This is a genomic window from Microvirga puerhi, assembly GCF_020089865.1.
Classification (GTDB): Bacteria; Pseudomonadota; Alphaproteobacteria; order Rhizobiales; family Beijerinckiaceae; genus Microvirga; species Microvirga puerhi.
In genome coordinates this window covers 12,583-38,239 of sequence record NZ_JAIRBM010000021.1, presented here as the reverse complement: position 1 = coordinate 38,239, position 25,657 = coordinate 12,583, and the positions used below count along the sequence as shown (strand labels likewise).

The 25,657-nt window shown below is 58.9% G+C and carries 22 protein-coding genes and 2 pseudogenes; 14 read left to right on the top strand and 10 right to left on the bottom strand.

Annotated features, from left to right (window positions below):
- Positions 1–9 precede the first annotated feature (9 nt).
- The gene (locus K9B37_RS20725; protein ID WP_224315437.1) at positions 10–1,140 is read left to right on the top strand and encodes a mandelate racemase/muconate lactonizing enzyme family protein; all 1,131 of its coding nucleotides are present in this window, start codon (positions 10–12) and stop codon (positions 1,138–1,140) included.
- 18 nt (positions 1,141–1,158) lie between these two features.
- On the opposite strand, the gene K9B37_RS20720 is transcribed toward K9B37_RS20725, so the two are convergent.
- Positions 1,159–1,548, bottom strand: coding sequence for a RidA family protein (locus K9B37_RS20720; protein ID WP_224315436.1), 390 nt, complete (start codon positions 1,546–1,548; stop codon positions 1,159–1,161).
- Between the two features lie 248 nt (positions 1,549–1,796).
- Here K9B37_RS20720 and K9B37_RS20715 point away from each other — a divergent pair, with 248 nt between their 5' ends.
- The 5 genes from K9B37_RS20715 (at position 1,797) to K9B37_RS20695 (ending at position 8,212) form a co-directional block, all read left to right on the top strand.
- Positions 1,797–2,612 (top strand): creatininase family protein, encoded by an 816-nt coding sequence (locus K9B37_RS20715; protein WP_224315435.1) that lies wholly within the window; start codon positions 1,797–1,799, stop codon positions 2,610–2,612.
- Positions 2,612–4,033 carry an FAD-binding oxidoreductase gene (locus K9B37_RS20710; RefSeq protein ID WP_224315485.1) on the top strand — a complete coding sequence of 474 codons (1,422 nt, stop codon included), beginning with the start codon at positions 2,612–2,614 and terminating at the stop codon, positions 4,031–4,033. The genes K9B37_RS20715 and K9B37_RS20710 overlap by 1 nt, the downstream gene beginning before the upstream one ends.
- Positions 4,030–5,274 carry an NAD(P)/FAD-dependent oxidoreductase gene (locus K9B37_RS20705; protein WP_224315434.1) on the top strand — a complete coding sequence of 415 codons (1,245 nt, stop codon included), beginning with the start codon at positions 4,030–4,032 and terminating at the stop codon, positions 5,272–5,274. Before K9B37_RS20710 ends, K9B37_RS20705 begins: the two co-directional genes overlap by 4 nt.
- Entirely contained in the window at positions 5,275–6,501 is a 1,227-nt protein-coding gene (locus tag K9B37_RS20700) for an amidohydrolase family protein (RefSeq protein WP_224315433.1), read from the top strand. It abuts the gene before it with no gap.
- Positions 6,502–6,760: 259 nt separating this feature from the next.
- On the top strand, positions 6,761–8,212 hold the full coding sequence (locus K9B37_RS20695) for an NAD-dependent succinate-semialdehyde dehydrogenase (protein ID WP_224315432.1): 1,452 nt from the start codon (positions 6,761–6,763) through the stop codon (positions 8,210–8,212).
- 226 nt (positions 8,213–8,438) lie between these two features.
- Here the strand turns inward: K9B37_RS20695 and K9B37_RS20690 are convergent, their stop codons facing one another.
- From K9B37_RS20690 to K9B37_RS20660, 7 genes are all read right to left on the bottom strand, one after another.
- Positions 8,439–9,332 carry an ABC transporter permease gene (locus tag K9B37_RS20690; RefSeq protein WP_224315431.1) on the bottom strand — a complete coding sequence of 298 codons (894 nt, stop codon included), beginning with the start codon at positions 9,330–9,332 and terminating at the stop codon, positions 8,439–8,441.
- Positions 9,329–10,264: an ABC transporter permease gene (locus K9B37_RS20685; protein WP_224315430.1), complete on the bottom strand. Its 936-nt coding sequence runs from the start codon at positions 10,262–10,264 to the stop codon at positions 9,329–9,331. Before K9B37_RS20685 ends, K9B37_RS20690 begins: the two co-directional genes overlap by 4 nt.
- 3 nt (positions 10,265–10,267) lie before the next feature.
- Positions 10,268–10,993, bottom strand: coding sequence for a glycerophosphodiester phosphodiesterase (locus K9B37_RS20680; RefSeq protein WP_224315429.1), 726 nt, complete (start codon positions 10,991–10,993; stop codon positions 10,268–10,270).
- A gap of 11 nt (positions 10,994–11,004) precedes the next feature.
- Entirely contained in the window at positions 11,005–11,991 is a 987-nt protein-coding gene (locus tag K9B37_RS20675) for an ABC transporter ATP-binding protein (RefSeq protein WP_224315484.1), read from the bottom strand.
- The gene (locus K9B37_RS20670; RefSeq protein WP_224315428.1) at positions 11,991–12,824 is read right to left on the bottom strand and encodes an ATP-binding cassette domain-containing protein; all 834 of its coding nucleotides are present in this window, start codon (positions 12,822–12,824) and stop codon (positions 11,991–11,993) included. The genes K9B37_RS20675 and K9B37_RS20670 overlap by 1 nt, the downstream gene beginning before the upstream one ends.
- 1 nt (position 12,825) lies before the next feature.
- Positions 12,826–14,445 (bottom strand): ABC transporter substrate-binding protein, encoded by a 1,620-nt coding sequence (locus tag K9B37_RS20665; protein ID WP_224315427.1) that lies wholly within the window; start codon positions 14,443–14,445, stop codon positions 12,826–12,828.
- A gap of 81 nt (positions 14,446–14,526) precedes the next feature.
- Positions 14,527–15,381: a MurR/RpiR family transcriptional regulator gene (locus K9B37_RS20660; RefSeq protein WP_224315426.1), complete on the bottom strand. Its 855-nt coding sequence runs from the start codon at positions 15,379–15,381 to the stop codon at positions 14,527–14,529.
- Positions 15,382–15,498: 117 nt separating this feature from the next.
- Between K9B37_RS20660 and K9B37_RS20655 the strand changes: the two genes are divergently transcribed.
- The 6 genes from K9B37_RS20655 to K9B37_RS20630 all read left to right on the top strand — a co-directional run bounded on the left by K9B37_RS20655 (position 15,499) and on the right by K9B37_RS20630 (position 21,280).
- A complete protein-coding gene (locus K9B37_RS20655) occupies positions 15,499–16,266 on the top strand; it encodes a glycerophosphodiester phosphodiesterase (protein WP_224315425.1) in 768 nt (255 codons plus the stop codon).
- A 532-nt stretch (positions 16,267–16,798) separates the two neighbouring features.
- Positions 16,799–17,647: an autotransporter outer membrane beta-barrel domain-containing protein gene (locus tag K9B37_RS20650; RefSeq protein ID WP_369414387.1), complete on the top strand. Its 849-nt coding sequence runs from the start codon at positions 16,799–16,801 to the stop codon at positions 17,645–17,647.
- Positions 17,648–17,649: 2 nt separating this feature from the next.
- The gene (locus K9B37_RS20645) at positions 17,650–18,030 is read left to right on the top strand and encodes an autotransporter outer membrane beta-barrel domain-containing protein (RefSeq protein ID WP_255616700.1); all 381 of its coding nucleotides are present in this window, start codon (positions 17,650–17,652) and stop codon (positions 18,028–18,030) included.
- 1,005 nt (positions 18,031–19,035) lie between these two features.
- The gene (locus tag K9B37_RS20640; protein ID WP_224315424.1) at positions 19,036–19,467 is read left to right on the top strand and encodes a MarR family winged helix-turn-helix transcriptional regulator; all 432 of its coding nucleotides are present in this window, start codon (positions 19,036–19,038) and stop codon (positions 19,465–19,467) included.
- A gap of 15 nt (positions 19,468–19,482) precedes the next feature.
- Positions 19,483–20,040, top strand: a complete 558-nt coding sequence (locus K9B37_RS20635; RefSeq protein WP_224315423.1) for an isochorismatase family protein — start codon at positions 19,483–19,485, stop codon at positions 20,038–20,040.
- A 34-nt stretch (positions 20,041–20,074) separates the two neighbouring features.
- Positions 20,075–21,280 (top strand): MFS transporter, encoded by a 1,206-nt coding sequence (locus tag K9B37_RS20630; protein ID WP_224315422.1) that lies wholly within the window; start codon positions 20,075–20,077, stop codon positions 21,278–21,280.
- Positions 21,281–22,312: 1,032 nt separating this feature from the next.
- On the opposite strand, the pseudogene K9B37_RS20625 reads toward K9B37_RS20630, so the two are convergent.
- Positions 22,313–22,910: pseudogene (locus K9B37_RS20625) on the bottom strand (DDE-type integrase/transposase/recombinase); the annotation flags it as partial.
- A 171-nt stretch (positions 22,911–23,081) separates the two neighbouring features.
- Here K9B37_RS20625 and K9B37_RS20620 point away from each other — a divergent pair.
- Both K9B37_RS20620 and K9B37_RS20615 read left to right on the top strand, forming a co-directional pair.
- On the top strand, positions 23,082–24,152 hold the full coding sequence (locus K9B37_RS20620) for a patatin-like phospholipase family protein (protein ID WP_439651771.1): 1,071 nt from the start codon (positions 23,082–23,084) through the stop codon (positions 24,150–24,152).
- Positions 24,153–24,220: 68 nt separating this feature from the next.
- Complete coding sequence (locus tag K9B37_RS20615; protein WP_224315421.1) at positions 24,221–25,267, top strand: AI-2E family transporter; 1,047 nt, start codon at positions 24,221–24,223, stop codon at positions 25,265–25,267.
- Positions 25,268–25,359: 92 nt separating this feature from the next.
- On the opposite strand, the pseudogene K9B37_RS25100 reads toward K9B37_RS20615, so the two are convergent.
- Positions 25,360–25,557, bottom strand: a pseudogene (locus tag K9B37_RS25100) (DUF8744 domain-containing protein); the annotation flags it as partial.
- Between the last annotated feature and the right edge of the window lie 100 nt (positions 25,558–25,657).

The window sequence follows — 25,657 nt, the reverse complement described above, 5'->3', positions numbered from 1 at the left end:
GAGAAAGCCATGACTAAGATCAAGCGGGTCGAAGCCTTCGCCCTCTCATGCCCGACGCCGGGAGGCGCCGTCTTCGCCGTCGGACGCTCGGCCAAGCGCGACATGGTGCTTGTCCGCATCGAGACCGACGATGGAATCGTCGGCTATGGCGAGGCTCATCATGCGCAGACGCCGAGTACGATCGCCGCCTTCATCAATGACGCGCTCGGCCCATCACTGATCGGCATGGACGCTCATGAGACAGAGGTGATCTGGGATCGGTCCTATCGACGTTTCATTGCAACGCACGGGCCCGGCGCCGCTGCAGTGATCGGCTTGAGCGGGGTCGACATCGCCCTATGGGACATCAAGGGCAAGGATCTGGGGCAGCCTGTCTATCGCCTCCTCGGCGGTAGAAGACAGAAGATCCGCGCCTATGCCGGCGGTATCAGCCTCGGCTTCCAACCAGCTGACGATCTCAAGCGAGAGGTCGAGACGATGGTGAAGCAGGGCTACGATTTCCTGAAGCTGCGCGTCGGCGATACTATCGCAGCGGATCTTGAGAGGGTACGCGCTGTCCGTGAGGCGTTCGGGCCGCAGATCACTCTCGCCGCCGATGCCGGAACCCGCTATCGCACTGCCGACATTGCCAGCATCGCCGAGATCTGCGAGGCGGGACGACTTGCCTGGCTTGAGGAGCCCTTCACGCCGGACAATCTGCCCGGATACCGTCGACTGAAGGAAGTGACCGCGACGCCGCTCGCCGCTGGCGAAAACCACTTCACACGCCACGAGCTTCGTACCCTCGTAAGCGAGGAAATCATCCAGTTCGTCCAGGCGGATTGCTGTAAGACGGGTGGGATCACGGAGCTTGTGAAGATCGCTTCACTTGCCGATTCCTGGCATCTCGCGTTCGCTCCGCATACGAGCGCCTCGGTGCTGAGCACCGCGGCGTCGCTGCACGTCCTCTCAGTTGCACCGAATGCCTTCATCTACGAGGCGGATGTCTCTGCGATCAATGCCTTCCGCGACGATCTCGGAACCCCAATCCTTGTCGAGAACGGTTACATCACAGCGCCTGAGGGCCCTGGTCTCGGCGTCGCGGTCAATGAAGGGCTGATCACGAAATACCCCTTTATTCCCGGTGCTTCCTATCAATGAGAAGCCCCGATGGCGGCCCTAATCTGGCGCAGCGGCCACCACCTCGACTTCGACCACGAATTCCGGACGCGCGAAGCCGGTGACGATCATGAGAGTGGAAGCCGGCCCAGGCGAGGCAAACAGCGCGTTGCGTACGTCCATATAGGGCGCAAGGTGCTCACGTGCTGCAACGAAGGCATTGATGCGGACGATATCGGACAGAGTCATTCCCGCCTCCGCGAGAACCGCTGCGATGTTTGCGAAACAGAGGCGCGCTTGCGCTGCACATCCCTCCGGCACCGCCCTATCTGGAGCAACGCCGAGCTGTCCGGACAGAAACATCAGGCGTGTTCCTGCCGGGACGAGAGCGGCATGGCTGTAGGTGGAAAAGGGCGGCGCGATCGCCGCAGAATTGATGAAGTCCGTCATCGTACCGTCTCCTGGACGCCAACGGCGCGCACCTTGCTTTGCGTGCTTGACACCGGGCGGCATTTCGCAGAACCTTTCTATACCCCATGGCACAGGGCTGCCAAGAAACGAGCCGCAACTCAGTTTGATCGCAACGCGATCTTCAGGAGAAGCGTGATGCTCATGGGGATTTTCAGAACATCGTCGAATTTACCGATGGCCGGACAGGCTCCGTACCATGTGTGTTCTTTGCCCGGAGGTTTTACTTTATGACCCACCGCGCTGCCCGCTGGGCCGACCTCACACGCCTCGACTTCGCTACCATCGATAGCGAGCGCGCGATTGCCATTCTTCCCGTTGGCGCGACAGAGCAGCACGGGCCGCACCTGCCGGTCAGCGTCGATTTCGATCTTGCGGAGGCCGTCGCCTTGGGCAGCCTGCCCTACGTTGCAGCGGACATGACCGTCATTGTTCTGCCCACCCTCGCCTACGGCAAGAGCAACGAGCACGGTGCGGTTCTCGGTACGCTCTCCCTCTCGGCGCAGACATTGATCCAGATCATCATGGATATCGGTCGCAGCCTGTCTAGGACCTGTATCCGTCGTCTTGTTCTTCTCAATGCACATGGCGGAAACGCTGCGGTCCTGGAGATTGTCGCAAGAGACATGAAGGTCGAGTGCGCCATGCAGGTGGCGGCCTGTCATTGGTACGCCTTCAACGAGGCCAACCGGCTGACAGGGGAGACGGAGCAGGCCTACGGCATCCACGCGGGCAAGGTCGAGACAAGTGCCATGCTCGCGCTCAAACCCGATCTCGTCGCTCTCGACCGAGCCGAAAATTTCGCGAACGCGGCCGAGGAATGGCAGCGTACTTATCGTCACCTTGGACTCGCTGCAGGTCGCGGCCGGCCGGCCTGGGTCATTAGCGATCTCAACGAAAAGGGCGCCTGCGGCGATGCCTCCGCAGCAAACGCAGCCCTTGGGAAGACATTGCTCGAAACGGCGGCCCATAACTTCGCTGCTTTTCTGAAGGAATTCGCGCATTTTTGCGAGGCCGCCGACGCGAAAGACAAGAGGGAGACGTGATGTCAATTTCCGGAAAGAGCAGCATCGATTGGCCGGCGTTTCGCGCGTCACTCGGGGAGATGGAAACGCACGACGTCCCATCCATCGTGAAAAAGCGCTCGCGCGATTTCTTTTGGTACAGCCCGATCCTCAGTCGGCAGCTCGCCGGCCAGTTCGGCGATCTCGTGGCGATGCCGAAATCGCCCGAAGAGCTTGAGCGCTGCGTCAAGGCCGCCGTCGAGGCGCGTGTGCCGACGGTGCTCCGCGGCGGCGGCACCGGTAATTACGGCCAGGCCGTTCCACTCGCCGGAGGGCTGATCCTCGACATGACAGGTTTCAACCGAATCCTCTCTATCGACGACGGAACGGTGCATGTCGAAGCGGGCTGCAAGATCGGCGCGGTGAACGCGGCACTGCGGGGACAAGGCCGCGAGCTTCCGATCTTTCCCTCGACCGAGGCCATCGCTACCATCGGCGGCTTCATCGCGGGCGGCTCCGGCGGCATCGGCTCGATCCGCCACGGGATGCTGCGCGATGGTGGCAATATCGATGCGATCGGCGTTCTCTCCATGGAGGAGGAACCTCGTCGGCATGTGTTTCGCGGCGATGATATCCGGGCGATCCATCATGCATGGGGCATTAACGGCATCATCACTGATCTTGTCCTTAAGACAGTACCGTCGCCGCACTGGATCAATGTAATTGCTTCGTTCCCTTCCTATCGGCAAGCTTTCGAGGCCGGAATTGCCGTAGGCTCCGATCGATCACTTGATCTGAAACTCCTCACCTCCATCGACGGACGTATCGCTGCATCGATCAAGGCTCTCGGCACGCTCGGTGAAGACGGCCGGGACCTTCTCCTCGTGCGCGTCGCCGAGCCAGGTTTATCAGTTGTGCAGGAACATGTTCGTCAGGCAGGCGGCCAGATCGACCTGGCGGTGAATGATGGCGTCCTGCACAAGGCCAGCCTCCCACACCTCAGCGAATTCTCCTACAATCACACGACTCTTCAGGTCCTGAAGCAGGACCGGAGTGTCACCTACCTTCAGGTTACATTCCGGGCGCCGCTGGACAGCGGCAAGATCGATCCCTTGCGCTCAGTTTTTGGCGACGAGGTGTTGATGCACCACGAATTCGCCCTCCTCAACGGTCAGCTCGTCGCATTCGATCTTCCGGTTGTCCGTTACACCACGGATGATAGACTGTTTGAACTCATGAGCATCTATGATGCTCATGGCTGTCCCACCTCGAATCCGCATGTGCCATACGTCGAAGGTGGATCCATGAAGCCGGACTACAGGCATCTTGCGTGGAAGAAACGCCTCGATCCCCATGGGCTCCTCAATGTCGGGAAGTCTCGGCTATGGGACGAGGTCAAGCATCTGCCGGCGGACGAAATCGAGAAATTGCCGCAGCATCAGCCAGTCGCGAGGGCCTCGTGACGAGGGGGACAGTCATTGTCGGATCCGGTCATGCCGGATCGCTGGCAGCTGTGACCCTACGCCGGATGGGATACGACGATCCTATTACATTGATCGGGAACGAGAACGTCGTTCCTTACCACCGTCCGCCCCTGTCCAAGGGATTTCTCAAGAGGGATAATACGGATCCAACGCCCCTGCGTGCGGAAAGCGCCTATACGACTGCAGGTATCACGTGCCTCCGCGGTGTCGAAGCCGCAGCGCTTGATCTTGATGCGAAGACTGTCCGGCTTGCCGACGGAGCTTCAATTTCATTCGACAAGGCAGTCCTTGCTACCGGCGCAGTTCCGCGGCGTCCTGCCGTCAAGGGTCTCGAGCACGACGGCGTCTACACTCTTCGCTCGGCGTCCGACGCCCGCGCAGTCCGGAAGGCGTTGCAGACGGCCCGGAATGCTATCGTCGTCGGAGGGGGATTCATAGGGTTTGAGACGGCGGCGACAATAACAGCCTCAGGCTGTCCGGTAACGGTTGTCGAGATTGGCTCCCGTGTGTTGACTCGGGGGACGTCTCTAACAATCGCCGCGCACGCTCAGGCTCATCTCGAAAGGAACGGCGTTCAGTTCTACCTCGGCACTGGAATCACAGCGGTTATCGATCGACCGGGTGGTGGCACGACAATCGTGACAAGCGCAGGCGAAATGCTCCATGCCGATCTCGTGGTGCTCGGCACGGGAGTGGTCCCGGATTGCAGGCTCGCGGCGGCGGCGGGCCTCGCCTGCGATGATGGCATCCTCGTCGACGCGACTTTGCGCACGTCACATCCCGATGTCTTCGCTATCGGCGATTGCGCGCGATTCGATCATTGGCTGACGGGAGGGACCGTTCGGTTGGAATCTGTGCAGAACGCTACCGATCAGGCGCGTCACGCGGCCCGCGCGATCATCGGCAGCCAGGAGCCCTATCGTGCCGTGCCGTGGTTCTGGTCCGATATCGGCGACCTGAAGCTCCAAATGGTGGGCCTCCTGGGCACTGCTGATCGGCAGGTGCTGTCGGGCTCGATGAGCGAAGGCAACTTCTCAGTTTATCATTTTTCCGGGCCGAGATTGGTCGCCGTCGATTCCGTGAACCGGCCCAGCGATCACATGGCTGCGCGCAAGCTCATTTCTGCCGGATATTCCCCAACCGTCGAGGAGATCATTACAGGGCAACTGCCCAATCTTTTGCGCGCCGGCGATGGCGTACGCATTCCAGCGGAGGCTTAGATGTCCTTCGATGGCACTATCTCCGGCGTCAAGGTGCCGTGCGATTTGCTCTCAGACGCGCAGCGGTTTGGCGGACGGCGCGACGGGGATTGCCTAGCCGGCGACCTCATAATTCGGAACGGCCGTGTCGCCGGACTAGTGCCATCGCCAGTTGCCGCTGATCACATCGTGACGATGAAGCTCGCCGAAGCGCATTGCCATCTCGACAAATGCCACACTGCCGACCGCCTTACACCCGGAGATTCGCTGCTTCAAGCCATCGCTGCACAGGAGGCGGACAAAGATCGCTGGACCGCGGATGATCTGCGGACACGTGGGGAGCGGGGTCTCAAGGAGCTTGCAGCAACCGGGTGTAATTTCGTACGAACCCATGTGGATTGCCGCCTCGACCCGACGCGCCCGGAGGCAATGCCGCTTGCCTGGGAGGTGTTAGGTGAACTGGCGCAGGAATGGCGATCGCGACTCGTGCTTCAGCGAGCGGCCTTGTTCCCCATCGAGAGCTTCGCGGACCCGACGGCAACCGCGAGACTCGCAGTCCGGATCGCGCGGGACGGCGGTGCGCTAGGCGCCTTCGTCCTCGACCAGTCGAAACGACGCGAGGGCATTCAGGCCATGGTGCGCGCAGCGACGGAAGCGGGAATTCCTCTCGATTTCCATGTCGATGAAGGCTTCGGCGCCGGCCGCGATGGGCTAGCGATCATCGCTGAGACCGTTCGTGAGCACCGGTTCTCCTTGCCGGTTTTGTGCGGTCACGCGTCGAGCATGATCGATCTTGAGGGCGATGCTCTCACGCGTCGCCTCGACCTCGTCTCCGAAGCTGGCCTCACGCTCGTCTCGCTGCCAACGAGCAATCTCTATCTCCAAGACCGGAACGGGGGGACGCCGAACCGACGAGGGCTTTCCCGTGTCAAGGAGGCACTTGCTTACGGCATTCCCGTTGCATTCGGAAGTGATAACGTTCGCGATGCCTTCGTTCCGTTCGGCACACACGATCCCATTCGTGCGCTGTTCGTCGGCGCCTTGGCTGCACATCTCGATCCGCCTTTTGGCCGCTGGCTCGCGTGCGTGACGCGGTTCGCTCGCCTGGGAACATGTGGCGCGAGCGTGTCCATCGAGAACTGTCAGATAGACGACCTTTTACTCTGGCCCGTTGCCTCCACGAGTGAATTGGTGAGCGCCGCAACACGTCCCATTCCGATCGCGGAAATCTTGCAACCAGTGCTTTAGAGGGGCAGGCAGACCGCTCTCTTCAGAGCCGAAGATGGTATTAAGATGCAATCTATGCTCAGGATTTACGACAAAATCATTGCGCGAGCACGCCTCGCGCAGGGGCCGCACGATCTTTACCGCGATCTCCAGTACCCTCGATGCCTCGGTTGAGATGACCATCTCAACCGTTCGCGTGCCAGCCTGACAGATTCGACAACGGACTGGCGATAGCCGAGTTCGGTGTTTCCACCTGATTGCAGCATATAGGACAACGATCATGGCCGATACGACAAGCCCCTATCCCAATACTGAGCTTTTCATTGATGGCGAGTGGCGCTCCGGCACTGACGGAAGAGTGATCGACGTCGTCAATCCTGCAACCGAAGAAGTCATCGGCACAGTTGCCCATGCCACAAAGCCTGACCTTGATGCCGCGCTCGCGGCTGCAGAGAGGGGAGCCAGCGCTTGGAGTGCCATGTCGGCTTATGATCGCGCGAAGCTCATGCGCCACGCTGCCGATCTGCTGCGCTCACGTGCTCAGGACATTGCGCAGATAATGACCCTGGAACAGGGTAAACCCATCGTCGAGGCAAAGATGGAGACCCTTGCCGGCGCTGACATCATTGACTGGTTTGCCGAAGAAGCGCGGCGCACCTATGGACAGATCATTCCGGCGCGTGCGCCTGGCGTGACGCAGATGACCTTGAAGCTTCCGGTCGGACCGGTCGCGGCATTCACTCCTTGGAACTTCCCAATCAATCAGATCGTACGCAAACTGTCTGCAGCTCTTGCTGCGGGCTGCTCCATCATCGTCAAGGCGCCAGAGGAAACGCCAGCCTCGCCAGCGGAGCTGATCCGCGCCTTCGTAGATGCTGGCGTGCCAGCCGGCGTGGTCAATCTTGTCTACGGAGTACCTTCCGAAATATCGGAGTATCTCATCCCTCATCCGGTCATTCGCAAGATTTCCTTCACAGGCTCGACACCGGTCGGCAAGCACATCGCAGCATTGGCTGGGCAGCATATGAAGCTTTCCACCATGGAACTCGGTGGTCATGCGCCCGCGATCGTCTTTGCCGACGCGGATATCGAGAAGGCTGTGAAGGTGCTAGTCGCCTCGAAGTTCCGCAATGCGGGGCAAGTCTGCGTATCCCCTACCCGCTTTCTCGTTGAGGAAAGTGTCTACGAGCGCGTGGTCGATTCGTTCGTGACGGCAACGAGGGAAATCCGGGTGGGCAATGGGTGGGACGAGGGCGTTCAGATGGGTCCGCTCGCTAACCCACGACGCATCCCTGCGCTTGAGGGCCTTATCTCGGACGCTGTCCAGCGTGGATCCGAACTCAAGGTCGGAGGTCGGCGAATTGGGAACAAGGGCTATTTCTTCGAGCCCACAGTGCTTTGCAACGTACCGATCGAGGCACGCATTATGAATGAAGAGCCGTTCGGTCCCGTGGCAGCATTCCGCTCGTTCCGGACTCTGGACGAGGTGATCACAGAAGCCAATCGTCTTCCATTTGGTCTTGCCAGCTATGCGTTCACCAGCTCGAGCGAGAAGGCTCATCAGCTCGGTCTACGTATCCAGGCAGGCATGACCACCATCAACCACAATGGGCTCGCCCTGCCGGAGGTCCCATTCGGGGGGATCAAGGAATCCGGATATGGTACTGAAGGCGGATCCGAGGCTATTGGCGCCTATATGACGACGAAGTTCGTCACTCGTATGGATGGCTGAAGAGTGTAGGCATGGAACTATGGTGCGTGATGCTCACAAACCATGGAACATGCCTCTGATGAACGGCGTTGATGTGCCTTGCTAATCAAGGCACATCAAAGGGCTATATTGGGGGATTGGGATGTGGTGAGTTGGCATGGCCCTCGTTACATGACAAGGCGGCGAGACTTCTGAAACAAGAAGCTTGCGATAGTTCCGTTTATGATGAAGGCTTAATGCGTTGCGCTTACTGATTGCGCAAGGTTGGATCGAACCTGTCTCTCAGCCAATCGCCTATGATCGAGATCGACATGGTGGTGAGAAAGATCAATGAACCCGGCAGAATGGCGACCCACCAAGCGGTGGTGATATAGGCGCGGCCCGCTCCGAGCATCTGACCGAGGCTCGTAAGTGGCGGACGGATGCCGAGGCCGAGGAAGCTCAAAGACGTCTCGAGAAGAATCACTTGCGGAAAATTCAGCGTAAACTGCACGATGAGCACGCTGAGGATGTTCGGCAGGATATGGCGCCAATAGATATGACGCGGTGGCGCGCCAAGGGCCGTCATCGCCGTCGCGTAGCCCTGGCCGTTGGCTGAGAGCACGACTCCGCGCGTCAATCGCGCAAAGACCTCCCAGCCATAGATGCCCATGATCGCGGTGAACAGAAGCACGCTGCCGCCGAACGCGGCGATGAGCGCAAGGGCAATCAGCATGAAGGGTAGCGAGGCCTGAACATCGGCAAGCATCATGATTCCCTCCTCCACTGTGCCGCGATAATGGGCGGCAATGAAGCCGAGGAGCGTACCGAGGGTCGCACCCATTAGGGTCCCGGCGAGCGCAATCACGATGCTGAAGCGCGTGGCATAGAGAAGACGGCTGAATACGTCGCGGCCAAGCTCGTCGGTTCCCAGGATATGTCGCAAATCCCCCTCAAGGAAGACAGGCGATGCAAGGCGAAGCCGCAGAGACTGCGCGCGATAGTCGTACGGGGCAATCACATCTGCGAGGATTGCCACGAGGAAAATGAACGCCATAAAGACGAGGGCTGCAACGACAAGGGCCGGAAACCGCGCTTCGGCCGTGACCAGACTGCGCTCCTTCTTTCGCCAGCGGGCGACGGTGGTGATCCAGGGCTTCATGCCCGCGCCCCTTCCGATGTGCGCATGCGCGGGTCGACAATTGTATAGATGAAATCGACGGCGAGGTTTGTGAGCATCATGGTGATCGCCACCATGATCAGGATGGCCTGCACGAGAGCGAAATCACGGGAGGTGACCGCTCCGACGAGAAGGCGACCGATGCCGGGCCAGGCGAAGACGCTTTCGACGACGATCGATCCGGCGACGAGGTCGCCGAGCTTGAGACCGACGATGGTGAGGATAGGAATAGCTGCATTTGGCAATGCGTGCCAGAAGACGCGTCGGGCCTGCGGTGCACCTTTGGCCCTCGCAGCGGTCATATATTGCTTGTTCATGACTTCAAGCATGGCTGAACGCGTGAAGCGGGCGAAGGTACCGGCGAAATGAGTTCCGAGCGTGATCGCCGGCAAGATGAGGTGCCAGCCCGTGTCTGCGCCGGCGCTTGGTAGCACACGCAAGTGCAGGGCGAATAGCAGCATCAGGAGAATGCCGAGAAAGAAATTCGGCATGCTGAACCCGAACACGGCGAAACTCATGACGAAACGGTCCACCGGCCGGTTACGGTTGAGCGCGGCGACAATGCCGAGCACGACTCCGCCCGTCAGACCGCCGATAAAGGAGACGAGACCGAGCCGCAAGGTGTTGGGCAATGCCTCAGCGATCAGAGTCGTGGCGGGTTTCTGGTCGGACATGGACAGACCGAAATCACCAAGGGCAATGCTGTGGAGATAGGAAACATATTGCTCCCACAGCGGTCGGTCGAGGCCGAACTTTTCGCGGTAATGAGCCACGACCGCCGCTGGCGCCTGGTCACCGACAAGAGCCTCGATGGGATCACCCGACATATGAAGCGCGGCAAAGGTGAAGGTGACGACCAGCCAGATGGTCAACACGGACCGGATGATCTTCTTCGCGAAGTAGGAAGCCTGCATCGTTCATCCCTTGTCCGAAACGGTCGCTAAATGAAGCGACTGTCGCGCCAGAAACGGGTCGTTCATGAGAATGGCCTCCGCACCGGACGCGGCGACCGTCGCCAGCCCACCCTCATCGGTGTCGCCGACCTCTTGATTCGTCCCACGCCCACCCGTCGTAACCCAGAAGGGCCGATCCCAAGGCAAAGATTTATGCACGCCCGCCGCAAGGTCGCCCTCCCAGACGCGAAAGGCACGAGCACCGGCCACTTGGAACGCAGCCGCATCTTCGTAGCGCGGTAGAAAGGCGAGAACCGGCACCGACGGCGCGAGTATGGACAGACGCTCGCATTGCGTCACTGCCCGCACACCGACCCAAATGTCCTTCGCTCCGGAGGCTCTCACTACGCGAACAATCGCATCGATGACGGCGGTATCGGTTGTCTTGACATCCACCAGGATCGGAATCCTCGCCCCGCATTCGGCGATCACATCCTCAAGTGTCGCGAGACGCTCTCCATCGATAAGGCGAATGCCGCGAAGATCCTGGGCACAGGTCGCGGCAATTTCGATGTTCTGCCCGGCGATGCGCGTGAGGTTGGCATCGTGCGTGCAGAATATGATGCCGTCGGCGCTCAGGCGCGCATCGGCCTCTATCATGTCGCATCCGACGTCGATCGCGGCATGATATGCGCTCAGCGTGTTCTCTGTGTATCGCGCCGAATAGCCACGGTGGGCGATGATCTTCATCCCCTTCCCCTTCATGAAGCAAATTCTTCGGCAAAATGGCAGCGCACTTGGTGCGCCCCGCCGATTTCCCGCAGAACTGGCGCCTCGCGGGCACAGCTTTCACGTGCCATATGGCAGCGGGTATGGAAGTGGCATCCGGACGGCGGCGCGGCCGGACTGGGGGGATCACCTTGCAGCGTTGTGCGTTTGCTGCGATGGTTCGGAGCCATGTCCGGAATCGCCGCAATCAGCGCTCGGGTATAGGGATGAAGCGGCTGCCGATAGACATCATCGGTATCGCCAACCTCGACGATTTGGCCGAGATACATCACTGCCACCCGATGCGACAGCTTCTTCACGATCCGCAAGTCGTGCGAGATGAAAACGTAGGCCATCCCGCGTCGCTCCTGAAGGTCCTGCAGGAGAGCCGTTACGCGTGCCTGGACGGAAAGGTCGAGAGCCGATACGGGTTCGTCGCAGACGACTAGGTCCGGATCGAGCCCGAGGGCACGAGCAATGACCGCGCGCTGTGCCTGGCCACCGCTGATCTGATGCGGATACCGATCCGCCATTGCCGGCTGCAGAGAGACCGCATCAAGAAGTTCTTCAACCTTGGCATCCCTCTCATTCGGAATGCCGATGTCGTGCAGATCGAGCGGCTCGCGGATCTGGCGCCGGATCGTCATGCGGGGATCAAGCGCGGACAGGGGATTTTGAAAGATCATCTGCATCTTTCGCCGACGGATCCGCCACTCCTCCGCCGACAATGTCGTCAATTCTTCGCCCGCGAAATTGATCGATCCAGCGGTGGGGCGATCCAGCCCAACGATCATGCGGCCGGTCGTCGTCTTGCCGCATCCGCTCTCGCCGACAACGCCAAAGGTCTCGCCCGGGCGAACGAAGAAGGAGACATCCTCTACGGCTTTAATCGTCCTTCCGGCGCGCAGCCAGGACGATGAACCACCATAATACCGCTTCAGATTCGAGACCTGCAGTAAGGGCTCCCGGTTCACTGCCATCACGATACGTCCCTCCAGCGGTAGGCAGGTGAAGGGGTATCGAGCCGAGCGACTGCGTCGAGCAAGCTCTTAGTATAGTCCGACGCCGGCGTATTGAACACCTGAGTGAGTGGTCCAGCCTCCACAACGCGTCCATGACGCATGACGACGACATCGTCGGCCATCTCGGCAACGACTCCGAGATCGTGGGTAATGAAGAGAAGCGACATTCCTAACTCGGATTTGAGATGATTCAAAAGCTCGAGAATCTGTGCCTGGATCGTGACATCAAGCGCGGTGGTCGGTTCATCGGCGATGAGAAGCTGCGGGCGGCAGGCAAGTGCAATCGCGATCATGACACGCTGAGCCATGCCACCGGAGAACTGGTGAACATATGCTTTGAGACGCTGTTCGGGGTCGGGAATTCTGACCAGGCGCAATAGCTCGATGGAGCGGACATGGCGGTCGGACCGGTTCAACTGAGTATGAAGCAGCAAGGCTTCATCCAGAAGGCGCCCGACGGTATGCACCGGATTTAAGGATCCGAGCGGATCCTGGAAGACCATGCCGATGCCGCGCCCTCGAATCGCCTCCAGCTCCGTCTCACTCATCGCGCCAAGGTCGTGCCCTTCGAAGAGGATACGTCCACCGGTCTGCGCACCGTTCCCTGCCAGGAGCCCGAGAATCGCCTGACAGGTAACGCTTTTGCCGCTGCCGCTTTCGCCGACAATGCAGAGTGTCTTTCGATGCCCGATAGAGAAGCTGACATCGTGAACGGTGTCAGCAAATCCAGCTGCGGTCCGAAATCCGACGCAAAGCCCCTCGACGCTCAGAATAGGGTTCTGTTCGGTCAAGTTACTTCCGATCAATGGAGAAGTTCGAAGGCCGGAAGTCCATGTAGTATTGCGAGTATGGCTCCCAGCGAATGTTTTTCTTCGTCACATAGGCTGTCACCGGATTGTACAGCATGGTCATCGGCATATCGTCTTCGAAGATATCGAGCATCTTAGCGAAGGCATTGCGCCGCTCGGTCTCATCGGCTGAGACGTAGAGCACCTTGCTTAGAGCATTGAACTCGTCGCTTGACTTGTAGAGTTTATGGCCGACCTGCGTTTCGCTGTCAGGGCCCCACAGCACCAGAAGAGCACCCGTCGGATCGGGAATGCGATATGTATTGGACCAGGGGAAGATCTGCACGCCGGGCTTGCGGACCTCCTTGAAGCTCTCGACGAAGTCGATGCGGATGTTAACACCGAGTTCTCGCCACATCTCCTGAATGATTTGCGCTGCCTCCACGTTGTAGAGATAGTAGTTCGGGATCAGCCGGTAGCTGATCTCCTGGCCCTTGTAACTGCTTTCGGCCAATAGCTTCTTGGCTTTTGCCATGTCATGGGCGTAGCCAGCTCGATCCTTGATGTACATGTTTCCAAAGCTGGGAAGCTGGTGGCCATTCGGCGTATATGTCTTGCCTTTCCAGAGGGCGTCGATGAGCGCCTTACGATCGATCGCCAAACTGAGTGCGTGGCGGAGTTTCTTGTCGGCGAGAACGGGATCGTTGGGGTTGAAGGCTAGGATGTGGCTGTTCTCTAACGGAACGGTCTTCAGGACCAGATCCTTGTATTTCGCGATGCTGTCCCACTGGTCCGGTGGGATCTCGACCGAGATGTCGAAATCGCCGGCGACGAGCCCGGCAACGCGGGCGGCCACCTCAGGAACGGACTTGAAGGTGAGCGCTGCGGCTGCCGGTTTTCCTTCATAATATTGATCGAACGCCATCAGCTTGATGCGGTCGTTCTTCTGGTAGTCTACAAATTTGTAGGGTCCGGTTCCCACGGGATTCCAGCGCAGGTTCTTGGCGGCCTCATCCATCCAGACCTTGTGATCAACCCCCGGCTTCTTGAAGGCGTTCCAGGCCTCGTCGCAGATCACGAACGCAGTATAGCTCGACAGGCGATGCTGCATTACTGCGTCGTGCTCGCTGGTGGTGAAGCGGACAGTATAGTCGTCGAGCTTTTCCACCTTCTCGAGCGTGCCGAAATAGACACGCCCTTCGGGATAGTAGGATTCCGGACCCCAGAGGCGTTCGGCCGAGAATGTGGCCAGAACGTCGTCAGCATTGAAAGGCTTCCCGTCGTGGCAGACGACACCCTTGCGGAGCTTGACGTCGAAAGTCTTAGGCGTGGTCCATGACCAACTTTCAGCCAGGCCGGAAACAAGATTGGCACCGCCATCGGCGGTTGGATGAGAGAAGTCGCGACGGATCAAGGTGTCGAAGATGGAATAGTAGATTCGGACGTCGACATTGCCTGTCTGTGCAACCGGATCGAGGCTGCGGGCGAGCTCATTGACGGCAATCGTGATAGAAGGTCGATCGTCGGCAAGAGCCGTGTGACTGACACAGCCGAAAGCCACACTCAAAGCCAAGGCGGTGAGAAGGCTTCGCACTGGCTTCTTGCTGCTAAAGTCGCTGTACATTGTTCTCTCCCATAGTTTCCACCCGTTTAGTCGGGTTATGTTTCTCTGTTGTGACGATGCTTTGATGTATTTGAAGGATTCCTATTTTCGCCCGGCGCGCCTTATGTGAACACCGAGTCCGCGTCTTACATTCTCCAGTTCGGCCAATGTCTCCAGCGAGCGGCCGCCATCGCTTAACGACAATCCGAGAACGAGCGCATTGCAGATCGCCATGGGGACAGTCAAAGACTGTGTCTCTCCCGTATGCCCACGCAGGGCCGAGAGACAGATATCTATTTTAAAGGGAGGTGGCCGCAGATCCGTGATCAGAATCGTGGTGGCTGAAAGCGACTGAGCATGTCGAACAAGGCTTTTCAAGCTGTCGCCCACGTAACGGAAGGCGATGATGATTACGGCATCCTTCGCCTTCAGGCCGAGCAATTCGTCGGCGGCTTTCCAGTCGAAATGCGCGAGGGATGAGGCGCGATATCCCGACCGGACGAGACGCCGCGCGAAGAGCTCGGCCAGCGAGCTGGCATGGCTCTCGCCGCCGATGATAATCCGTCCCGCTGTCCGCAGCGCCTCCACCGCCCGATCAAGATCCGCCTGCGGGATTTGATGCGGCAGGGCACTGAGCGTTTCGATTTCTCCGTCGACGATGGATTGGAGGATCGAGCGCCCGGCAACGCGGCCGAGCCGTTTCCGCATGCGGGCCGAGGAATCCAGATTGGAGATCATCGCGTTCTGAAGCGACTCGCGCAGATCCCGATAGGAGTCGAATCCAAGCTTGCGGGCTAGGCGACCGGCGGTCGCCTCATGAACACCGGCTCGCTGAGCGACCTCGCGGGCCGGCAGTAGACCGCCGGCATCCCGGGCCTCCAGAAGGACAGCTACGAGCCGACGATCGGAATCCGTCAGGGCCTCGTCGTGGCGCTCGATCAGCTCGATCAGACCCATGTCACTCCTCATTGCCTAGTCCGTGGGAGACTAGACGAGAGAACCGGATTGTTGCAAGAGATATTGCGATGATAGTGAATTGCAAGTTTACTTGCCAAACAATCCCGAGGACTCCCGATGCCCCCCTCCTCCACGAAGATCGCTTCCCACCGTGGCGGTGCCGAGCTATGGCCTGAAAACAGCCGTCTGGCGTTCCGAAACTCGATGAAGCTGCCGGTCGATTTCATTGAGTTCGATCTTCACCGGTCTCGGGACGGAGTCCTCCTGGTCCATCACGATCCAATTCTCGGCCGTACCAGCGAAGGAGAGGGCGTCATCGCGGAGATGCCGTGGGATCGGCTGAAAGTGTGTCGTCTGAGGAGAACGGACGGCGAAGGCTTGCCTACATTCGCAGAGGTCCTCGACATCGTGACCACCCGTCGGATGGGTTTGCGTATCGAACTCAAGGACATGGTCGATGGGAACCGCTATGAAGACATGGAAGCGCAGACGGTCGCTGCTCTCGAAGAGCGAGGGCTTCTCGATCGGGTGACCTTTACCTCCTTCAACCTGGATACTCTTAGAGTGCTCGCTTCCTTGCGGAGGAATTTGCCGCTGATCTGGTTGATTAAGACAGATACCTATGAGGCTGAGGCAGGAGGATTGACATCGTACTGTGAGCGCGCTCTCGCCGCAGGGGTATCGGAACTTTCACTCCGCATCGAGCAAATGGTGGATGGTGATGTGGACTTCTGTAGGGCGCGTGGCCTGAGTTTTGGCGTCTTTGCCGCTCACACAACGGAGGCAATCATGCGAGCTTTCAAGCAGAGTGTCGCTGCATTCACGACCGACAGGCCGGACCTCGCCATCGATGTCAGAGATCAGTATGCTAAAATCGCCGGTTAGAACGGTTGTGCTACGGACCACGCAGAGCGATACGAAAGGGACAATCGATCGACAATGCGTTCATGCGCCCGGCAAATCAAACTGCTTTGCAAGTGGTGGCTGGGGAACTTCCAAGTGCTGTTCACCGGCATGAGTTCAAGCATCGAACGAACTCTTTGTTTAGTAGCGCAATGGTCCTGCACAATGCGGTTGTTGAAATCCGGCCTTTGACCAGAACGACCCGGCCACAACCGGAAGCGATGTCACCTTCGATGGTGGCACGTTTGCTCCGACGACAGCCGCAACTCTCAGCCAGTCGATCACCGTTACAGCGGCGGGCGGAACTATCGACACCACCAATGGCAATACAGTGATTTCCGGTTAGGTCGATGGAACGGGCGCGCTACCAAGACTGGAGGCGGCACACTCTATCTTACCGAGACGAGCACTCTCTCAGGCGGAGTGGCTGTAGATCAGGCCGCCTTGTCGTTAATGGCTCTGTCGCAAACTCTACGGTTACCATTGGGAGCGGTGGTATGCTTGGGGTTCTGGAATAGTCGGCGGAATTCTGGCTCAGAACGGATCAATCATTGCGCCGGGAAACTCTATCGGTACGCTTAATGTTGCCGGGAATGTAACTCTCGCAACCTCCTCGATTTATCAGGTCGCGGCCAACGCCAACGGCAGCTCCGATCTCGTCAAAGCGTCAGGTACAGCTATCATCAATGGCGCCTCGGTTCAGGTGATCGCGGCGCAGGGCGATTATCGCCCGCGAACCGCCTACACCATCCTGACGGCCACTGGTGGTGTGACGGGACGCTTCGGAGACATCTTCACGAATCTCGCTTTCCTGATGCCGGAGCTGACCTATGGCACCAACGCCGTCACTCTGACGCTAGTGCGAAACGACACCACTTTCTCGGGCATTGCAGCAACGCAAAGCCAAGCAAGTATTGGCGGAGCAGTTGATCGTGCCATCCGATGCGGAAACCCGATCTACAATGCTTTGATTGGAGCCACAGCTGCTGAGGCGCGAACAGGCCTCGGTTCACTCTCGGGTGAAATCCACGCGAGGGCGGTCACAGCGATGCTTGAGGATTCCCGTCTCGTTCGGAATGCCGCTCTGAGCCGGTTGCGCCAAGGCCCGAGTTCGACGAGCGGTCAAGGGCCCGTCATGACGGGAGCCTATACTGCCGATCAGCCAGCGCGTGCTCCATCTGTCGCGCCCATCGCCGTTGTGAATACTCTCCCCAACGCTTTTGGGGTCAAGGCCTCGGCTCCTGGGAACAAGCTGAGGGTGATGGGAACGCAGCTTCCCTCAAGCGTCCGACGGGCAGGTTCACCCTCGGTGCCGACACGACGTTCGGCGCGATCTATGGTGGTGCCGGATGGAGTGGTCTGAATTTGCGTCTTGGTGCATCTTATGCCGCTCACGACATCGACATCACACGGACAGTGACCATTCGAGGCTTTGCCGACAAGACAAGTACTTCCTATGACGGCTGGACTGCGCAGGCCTTCGGCGAGTTCGGTTACCAGTTGAATCTGGGATCCGTTACGATCGAACCGGTAGTCAACGTATCGATTCGGCGCTCGCATACGGATGGCTTTGTCGAGAATGGTGGTGCGTCGGCTCTAGCTGGCTATGCCCAGGACTACAATCTCGGCACCACGACCTTGGGAGTGCGGGCGGAGGCTCGCCTGAGCGCGGATGTGCCGCCGATCTGTGTGGTCTTATGGGTTGGAGGCACTTTTATGGAGATATGGTGCTGCAGGCATTGCTAGCTTTTGCCAGCGGGGCAGCGGCCTTCCAGATGGCTGGCGTTCCGGTGGATCGTGATGCTCTGGTGGCAGAGGCCGGGCGCGACCGGCAGGCAACTCAAAGCATCAGCTTGGGCGTTAATTGCCAGGGCCAGATTGGAACGCGAGCGCAGGACCATGCCTTGAAGGGAAGCTTCACTTGGAAGTTCTAGAGCGCCGCGGCGCCCTAGAAGAGACACGAGAAATGAGCACAGGAACTGTTGCAACTCTTCAGTGACTCATTTCGACATGCGCCTCCGGCAAACTCCGGAGGCGCATGATGTTTATCGCACAATCGCTCTTTACTGACTTGAATCTGGACATTGGGCGAATCCGCTGCGTGTCGGCGCGACGGTCCCACGCGAGCTGCCCCGCAGTCATCATCTCTCCCAGAGTTCGCAGGCTGAGGTCATAAGGCAGGAATCGCCGGACGCTCATTAGGGTCCCTGAGCAATCGACCTGGCGGTATTTGAATGTTTTGAACATCCGGGACGAAGCAAACGCATGGGCCGAGCTGAATGGACTGCGACGGAGCGAAAGCACGTCCGAGTTTAAGAATGCAGAGCAGACCGTCTTATCCGGGTCGCTCTCAGCGAAGAGTTTCTCGACACTACGGGAGCTGAAGGCGAACGGCAGGTACGACCAGACCGCATGCCGGATAATCTCGGATGGAACTTGGAAGCAAGCATAGGAGATCGGCTGCATACCCGCCGCTTGATGAGCGAGCAAGACAGGCGCCACCTCACTACCCTACAGATCGTTATACTCTCCGGATCATGGCGGAAACTGAAGTCGACCCGGCTCGGACAAAGCAGCGACTTGTCGCATAGAGCCATCAAGAGCTGCATCGGACGAATGCGTGGCGTTCAATCCGTCGCTAGCACCGCAGTAGGTCGCAATGCCGGACCATCGCCTACGTGGGGGCAATTATGAATGTAAACTTCGTAGTTTATCTTTACAGATTGTCTTCGTATCTGCTATAAGATCGATATGGCGAACGACATTGATATTGCTTCCCTTGCAGCAGAGCTTCGCGCCCTGATCAGCCGATTGAAGCGCCGCCTGCGTGAGCAGGGCAGCGTCGGGGATCTGACTCCTTCGCAGATCGCTGCACTCCGACGGTTGGACCGAGACGGGCCGGCCACGGTATCAAACCTGGCGCGCGCTGAAGGTGTGCGCCCGCAGTCGATGGGCGTGACTGTCGCCGCGCTGGAGGCGGCAGGGCTGGTGGCGGGTGCGCCAGATCCGAACGACGGCCGCCAGACCCTGATCTCCACCACCCCGCTTTGCGTGGAAAAACTGGCGCGGGGGCGCGCAGCGCGCCAGGACTGGCTGGCACGCCAGATCGTGAATCTGAGTTCTGAGGAGCAGGCGCAACTAGCCGCAGCTGCCGACATTCTGCGCCGCATTTCCGAAAGCTGAAATAGGTGGCTTCCCATGCCCGTTACGCAATTGGACCCGAAATCCACCCTGATCGTCGTCGATCTGCAAAAGGGCATCGTTAGTCTGTCGCTGACACACCCAGTCGCGGACGCGATCGCGCAGACGCGCAAGCTGCTCGACGCCTTCCGCGCTGCGAAGCAGACCGACGTGTTGGTCAATGTAGCTGGCGTTGCGCCGGGCCGCACCGAAACGCTGCGCCCAACCTTCAACTTCCCTGCCGGTTGGACCGACCTGATTCCGGAATTGAACGCCCAGCCCGACGATGTTCTGATTACCAAGCATACCTGGGGCGCGTTCACGAAGATCGGCCTTGAGGAAACGCTGCGTGAGCGTGGTGTCACGCAGGTGGTGATTACCGGCATCGCCACTAGCTCGGGTGTCGAGGCAACGGCGCGCCAGGCCTATGAGGTTGGTTTCAACGTCGCCCTGGCCACGGACGCCATGATCGACAGGCGAAAAGAAGCGCATGATTACAGCATCGCCAATGTCTTTCCGCGCCTAGGCGAAATCGGTACGACGGACGAGATCGTCGCGCTTCTGTCAGGCCGCTGAGATGCGTGGCACGCCCACCAGACAAAGCGCAGGCATGTTCCGTTCTCTGCGCCTTTTCAACTATCGCGTCTGGGCCGCCGGGGCGCTGGTGTCGAACATCGGGACCTGGGTACAGCGCACGGCGCAGGACTGGCTGGTCCTGACCGAACTGACCCATCACGACGCCTCAGCCGTCGGCCTCGTCATGGCTCTGCAATATGGCCCACAATTCCTGTTGTTGCCGTGGACGGGCATGGCCGCTGACCGACTCAACCAGCGTCGCCTTCTGATGGTTACGCAAGGCGTGATGGGCGTGCTGGCGCTGGCACTCGGCGTTCTCACCGTGTCTGGCGAGGCGAGGTTGTGGCACGTCTGCATTTTCGCCTTTTTGCTCGGTTGCGTGGCGGCCTTCGATGCGCCGGTGCGTCAGACCTTTGTCAGCGAGTTGGTTGGACATGACGACCTGCCTAATGCCGTGGCTCTGAATTCGACTTCGTTTAACGCCGCACGCATGATCGGTCCGGCGACGGCGGGCCTAGCCATTGCCGCCATAGGCTCAGGCTGGGCTTTCGTGTTCAATGGATTGTCGTTTTTCGCCGTGCTGGCCTCGCTCTGCTTCCTGCGCAGCGGGGAGCTGCGGCCCAATCCACGGGCGGCCCGGGTGCGCGGCGGTTTCGTTGAAGGATTGCGCTATGTGGGCGGCCGGCCCGATCTGAAAGCTATATTGCTGATCCTGTTCCTGGTTGGCACCTTCGGGCTGAACTTCCCGATCTTCATCTCCACGATGGCGGTTGGCGCCTTCCACAGCAACGCCGCGGGCTACGGCATCCTATCGGCGGCAATGGCGGTCGGGACAATGGGTGGCGCGCTGCTCAACGCACGGCGCGCTAGGCCGGAATTCACGTCGTTGCTGGTTGGAACTCTCCTGTTCGGGGTCGGGTGTACGCTGGCCGCGATGGCGCCCTCTCCACTCACCTTCGCCGCCGCGCTGGTCCTGACAGGCGCTGCCGCTCTCACCGTCACCAATACCAGTAACAGTCTGGTCCAGATCTCCACCGATCCTGTTCTGCGCGGACGCATGATGGCGCTGCGCGTCGGTGTTGCGCTCGGCGGCACACCGATCGGCGCACCTCTTGTCGGATGGGTCGCCGACCATTACGGCCCGCGCGCGGCCCTGTGCGTCGGCGCGGCCTCGGGCTTTGTTGCCGCGATTGTGGCAGCCATTGCGTTGCGCCGCCGCGTGCATCAACGAATAGCCTAGAACTTTGATGGCCGCGCCGTCAGGCTCGCACAGCCCGCTGCGCTTAATCATGTCGGTAATGGCAATTTGCTTGCTACGGCGATCGATGATGATTCTGGGCTTGTTAAGGCCATTGAAAGGGAATTGATCGGCGATCCTAGTACAACAATGCACCGCCTTTGAGGAGACCGACATTAGCGTGCGATCCGTCAGCCCGTACAGTTCGGGCCTACCATATCCACGCGTCGCGTCTCAGGGATCGTTATTCCGGCAATTCCGGTTGAGCACGGAGAATGCCAAGTGGCTACTCTCACGGGTGTACATCGCGTCGATGATGAGATTGTCCGAGGATGCGGGAGGCCGAACGCGAGTTCCTGATTTGTTCTAGCTTGGCGTATGATCAGGAATAGATCTTACGCTGACCTCGCCCTCGGTTTGATCTAGATCAACTCTGAAGCCATTGTGGCATGGTTTAATTAGCACTGTCAGGTGCAAGGCATGCATCAGATCAAAGCCTTCGGGTGGCGGCGCGTTGGCAGCTACTTTTATCGCAATGACAGGTCTATCCACGCGGTGTCTGGGATAAGGCATAGTTGATGATGAGCCGCCTCCATTCCTGATGTATGCCGGCATCCCGCCAGCCCTGCGTTAAGTTAGCGTGTCTGTTCGGTTCACTTCTTTGCAAGGTTTATGAGGAGGCTCTTATGAAAGCACTGTTGGGACTGATGTCGGCAGCCGCTTTGCTGGTTATGCTCGGAGGAACGGCCTCGGCACAGACAGCTCCCTCGAATAGGGCTTGCAAGCGGGGGGAGCAAATGGTTGGCGGTGTGTGCAAGCCGACAACGAGGTCCGGAAGTCCACTCCACGGGCAATATAAGAGTTCGCCCCACAGCACTGGCGGGACTCATCGCTAGATATTGAAACAGGGCCGGCCGCTGGGGCGAGCGACCGGCCCTGTTGCAAATCTTGATTGAAGTCGGGATGTAGGCAGCGAACTTCGCGCCGCGTTACGCAGCGAGCACTTTGAACTAATCCGTGCGAGAGATGTGGAGTTCAGACGTACTTCGTCTGTCTCCTATGCATCAGATATACCATCTTGATCCCACCCAGCACCGACCGAACAGGCGTCACCCTCGACTTGAACGCGAGCATCTTTTGAGTTCGACACTTGATACAAGTTGTTCTGCCCCAATCCGGTTGTTCAAGTAACGGGTCTGGCGGCCACATATTGGCTTAAGTTCTCGCCTTGACGTTTCCCCCTGTTGACCGGTCATATTGCAGGACAGAATTGCCTCACGATTAATTTGGCTGCCGTCGCTCACAATCCGCTCGGGCCAACCGTGCCGCTCGAGAGCCTTGCGAAGAAACCGTTGGGCTGGGGCGAGGTTTTGGCGCTTGCTGAACGAGAGTTCAACGGCCTCATCATTGCTGTCGATTGAACAATAGAGATACTGTCACTGACCGTGCATTTTGATGTACGCTTCATCTACGTGCCATTTGCTGGTGACTAATCACTTGCGTCAGTTGAGTTACACCAACAAATGCGGAGCATAGTCGACGGCTCAGTAATGGGCAATGGCATGATGACAGAGATACTGCACTCCGTCATCATTTCCTCGGGAGTTCTTAGGCCTAGATTATAGGCTAGGTATCATGGGACGCACAGGGGGACCCCTAGCGATCAAAATGACGGCCTTTGAGTATCGTACACCCCGGAATTGGCCGGAGGTGTAGGCCGAACTCAGTTACAAAGCGGTTTGGGATGAAGCCCTCATGAAGTCGTCATGATGAGGGCATGTTAACCAATTGGGATGGGATTGACGTGACCAAAGCCCCCTCGACCATTCGCTCGTCGGCACATTCGGGCAGCTCTGATAAGCGTGCGCGCCTGACCATCGACCTTGCGCTTCAGGGTGGTGGGGCGCATGGGGCCTTCACCTGGGGCGTCCTGAGCCGGATCCTCGAAGAGGACTGGCTTGAGATCGAGGCGATCTCGGGAACCTCGGCGGGGGCCATGAACGCAGCGGTTCTCGCCGCCGGATATGCCAGAGGCGGCCGTGACGGCGCGCGCAAGGCGCTCGATCTATTCTGGCGAAAGGTCGCGGATGCAGCGCGTTTCAGTCCATTTCAGCGCAGCCCGCTCGACATCCTACTCGGTCGCTGGACACTTGATCACTCGCCACTGTTCGTGACCATGGACTTGATGTCGAGGGTGGTGTCTCCCTATAGCCTGAACCCGATCGGCACGAATCCACTTACCGATATCCTCACCGACGTCATCGAATTCAACAGCCTAGCGAGCAGCCCGGTCAAGCTCTTCATCACCGCCACAAATGTGCGCACCGGCCGCGGACGCGTCTTTCGCAATGCCGAGATTACGCCCGATGTGCTGCTCGCCTCTGCCTGTCTACCGACGCTGTTCCAGGCCGTCGAGATCGGGGGCGAGATCTACTGGGACGGTGGCTATTCCGGCAATCCGACAATGACACCGCTGATCAAAGAGAGCGACGCGCTCGACACTGTTCTAGTCCAGATTAACCCGGTGGAACGACCAGGAACCCCGCGAACAGCGCGCGACATCCTCAATCGACTCAACGAGGTCTCGTTCAACGCTGTACTCCTTAAGGAATTGCGAATGATGGCGTTGCTGCGCCGGACGGCCAATCTCAAGACTGGCGAGGGTATGCGCTGGGCTCGCATGCGTGTTCACAGAATCACCAGCGAGGCCATGTCCGACCTGGGCTATTCCTCCAAACTGAATGCTGAATGGGAGTTCCTGACCATGCTCCACGACGAGGGAAGACGATCCGCCGAAGCCTTTTACCAATCACATAAGGACGATATTGGCAAAAGATCGACGCTCGACCTCGACGAGCTGACAGAAGGTATATGACCGATGCAAACCGGAGCCGCAATCCGCATTCAGCCCGGCTCTTTCCGATCGCTTCACCAGGATTGCAGATGACCGACGGAAAAATCCATCAGAGCGCACAGATTGTGATCGCCACCATCCTGGCCTTTGCTGCGTTGTCGGTCGCAAGTTCGGTCTTCGCACCAGTTTCCTTCGCGCTTTTCATCATCGCGCTCGTCTGGCCACTGCAGAAGGTTCTTCAGACTTTTCTACCGCGGCTCGTAGCGCTCGCGGTCAGCGTCGTCATCATGGTTGTCACCTTCTTTGCCTTCGGCTCGCTGATTGTATGGGCCTTCGGGCGCGTTGGTCGTTGGATCATCAGCGACGCGGCCCGCTTTCAGTATTTCTATGATCAGATCATCCTCTGGCTTGAGGGCCATGGCATAGCAGTGGCAGGCGTCTGGTCGGAGAATTTCAACATCAGCTGGGTACTGCGCACCGCGCAAAGGATCACTGGCCGGCTAAACAGCACCATGAGCTTTTGGTTGATCGTACTCGTTTATGTGATCCTCGGCCTGCTCGAGGTCGACGACTTTGGCCGCAAACTGCGCCGTATGCGCAATCAGGAGCGCGGCCAAATACTGCTTCAAGGGAGCGTGGAAACCGCAATCAAGATCCGCCGCTACATGCTGATCAGGACCTGCATGAGCGTCATTACTGGCCTGCTGGTCTGGGGTTTCGCCAAACTCGTCGGGCTACAGCTCGCGGAGGAATGGGGCTTTATTGCCTTCTTGCTGAACTACATCCCGTTTCTCGGTCCCTTGGTCGCCACCGTTTTTCCAACGCTGTTCGCGATGACGCAGTTCGATTCCTGGCAGACGGTGATCGCGGTTTTCGCCTGCCTCAACCTTATTCAGTTCATCGTCGGCAGCTATATCGAGCCACGGGTCTCTGGCAGCGCGCTCGCGATTTCTCCGGCGATCGTACTATTCTCGGTCTTCTTCTGGAGCTATCTGTGGGGCGTCTTCGGAGCGTTCATCGGCGTGCCTATCACCATCGCGTTCCTGTCCTTTTGTGCCCAACATCCTTCGAGCCTCTGGCTCGCAGAACTGCTCGGTTCGCCACCTATGGCGAACGGCGTGGTGGTCAAGACATAAACGTTTCTGCTGCTGCAACCACGTATGCGCCGGCGCCTAGGGCAACCGGTGCTTCGGTGACAAGGGACAGAGTCCCCAGGCCTAGTGAAGACAGGAGTAATGTAACTCAATCCACGGCCGAGCGCGACAGCACATTCTAGACCGATCAGAGTTCCGAACAGACCCGAAATCATAAGGGGACCGTAGACGGCGGCCAGAGAAGATCCATATGGGAGTGTCCACCCGAGCCGCCAAAGCGCTCCGCAGACTCCGCTCAAGAGGGCGTCCACGCCGAGTGCGAGGAGGAACATCCGAAGACCTATTCGACGCTTCGGTGGGGCAAATGCGACTGCACCTTCCATTGCCCTAACCCAAGACGGTTCTTCGAACATGCTGCTGATCGTGTACGGT

Excerpts from the sequence above, each read along its gene's own strand:
- K9B37_RS20635 (WP_224315423.1), top strand. The coding sequence starts at position 19,483 with ATGCCCGTTACGCAATTGGACCCGAAATCCACCCTGATCGTCGTCGAT.
- K9B37_RS20700 (WP_224315433.1), top strand. The coding sequence starts at position 5,275 with ATGTCCTTCGATGGCACTATCTCCGGCGTCAAGGTGCCGTGCGATTTG.
- K9B37_RS20685 (WP_224315430.1), bottom strand. The coding sequence starts at position 10,264 with ATGCAGGCTTCCTACTTCGCGAAGAAGATCATCCGGTCCGTGTTGACC.
- K9B37_RS20725 (WP_224315437.1), top strand. The coding sequence starts at position 10 with ATGACTAAGATCAAGCGGGTCGAAGCCTTCGCCCTCTCATGCCCGACG.
- K9B37_RS20690 (WP_224315431.1), bottom strand. The coding sequence starts at position 9,332 with ATGAAGCCCTGGATCACCACCGTCGCCCGCTGGCGAAAGAAGGAGCGC.
- K9B37_RS20615 (WP_224315421.1), top strand. The coding sequence starts at position 24,221 with ATGACCGACGGAAAAATCCATCAGAGCGCACAGATTGTGATCGCCACC.
- K9B37_RS20655 (WP_224315425.1), top strand. The coding sequence starts at position 15,499 with ATGCCCCCCTCCTCCACGAAGATCGCTTCCCACCGTGGCGGTGCCGAG.
- K9B37_RS20720 (WP_224315436.1), bottom strand. The coding sequence starts at position 1,548 with ATGACGGACTTCATCAATTCTGCGGCGATCGCGCCGCCCTTTTCCACC.
- K9B37_RS20630 (WP_224315422.1), top strand. The coding sequence starts at position 20,075 with ATGTTCCGTTCTCTGCGCCTTTTCAACTATCGCGTCTGGGCCGCCGGG.
- K9B37_RS20665 (WP_224315427.1), bottom strand. The coding sequence starts at position 14,445 with ATGTACAGCGACTTTAGCAGCAAGAAGCCAGTGCGAAGCCTTCTCACC.
- K9B37_RS20640 (WP_224315424.1), top strand. The coding sequence starts at position 19,036 with ATGGCGAACGACATTGATATTGCTTCCCTTGCAGCAGAGCTTCGCGCC.
- K9B37_RS20675 (WP_224315484.1), bottom strand. The coding sequence starts at position 11,991 with ATGGCAGTGAACCGGGAGCCCTTACTGCAGGTCTCGAATCTGAAGCGG.
- K9B37_RS20715 (WP_224315435.1), top strand. The coding sequence starts at position 1,797 with ATGACCCACCGCGCTGCCCGCTGGGCCGACCTCACACGCCTCGACTTC.
- K9B37_RS20695 (WP_224315432.1), top strand. The coding sequence starts at position 6,761 with ATGGCCGATACGACAAGCCCCTATCCCAATACTGAGCTTTTCATTGAT.
- K9B37_RS20680 (WP_224315429.1), bottom strand. The coding sequence starts at position 10,993 with ATGAAGATCATCGCCCACCGTGGCTATTCGGCGCGATACACAGAGAAC.
- K9B37_RS20660 (WP_224315426.1), bottom strand. The coding sequence starts at position 15,381 with ATGGGTCTGATCGAGCTGATCGAGCGCCACGACGAGGCCCTGACGGAT.
- K9B37_RS20710 (WP_224315485.1), top strand. The coding sequence starts at position 2,612 with ATGTCAATTTCCGGAAAGAGCAGCATCGATTGGCCGGCGTTTCGCGCG.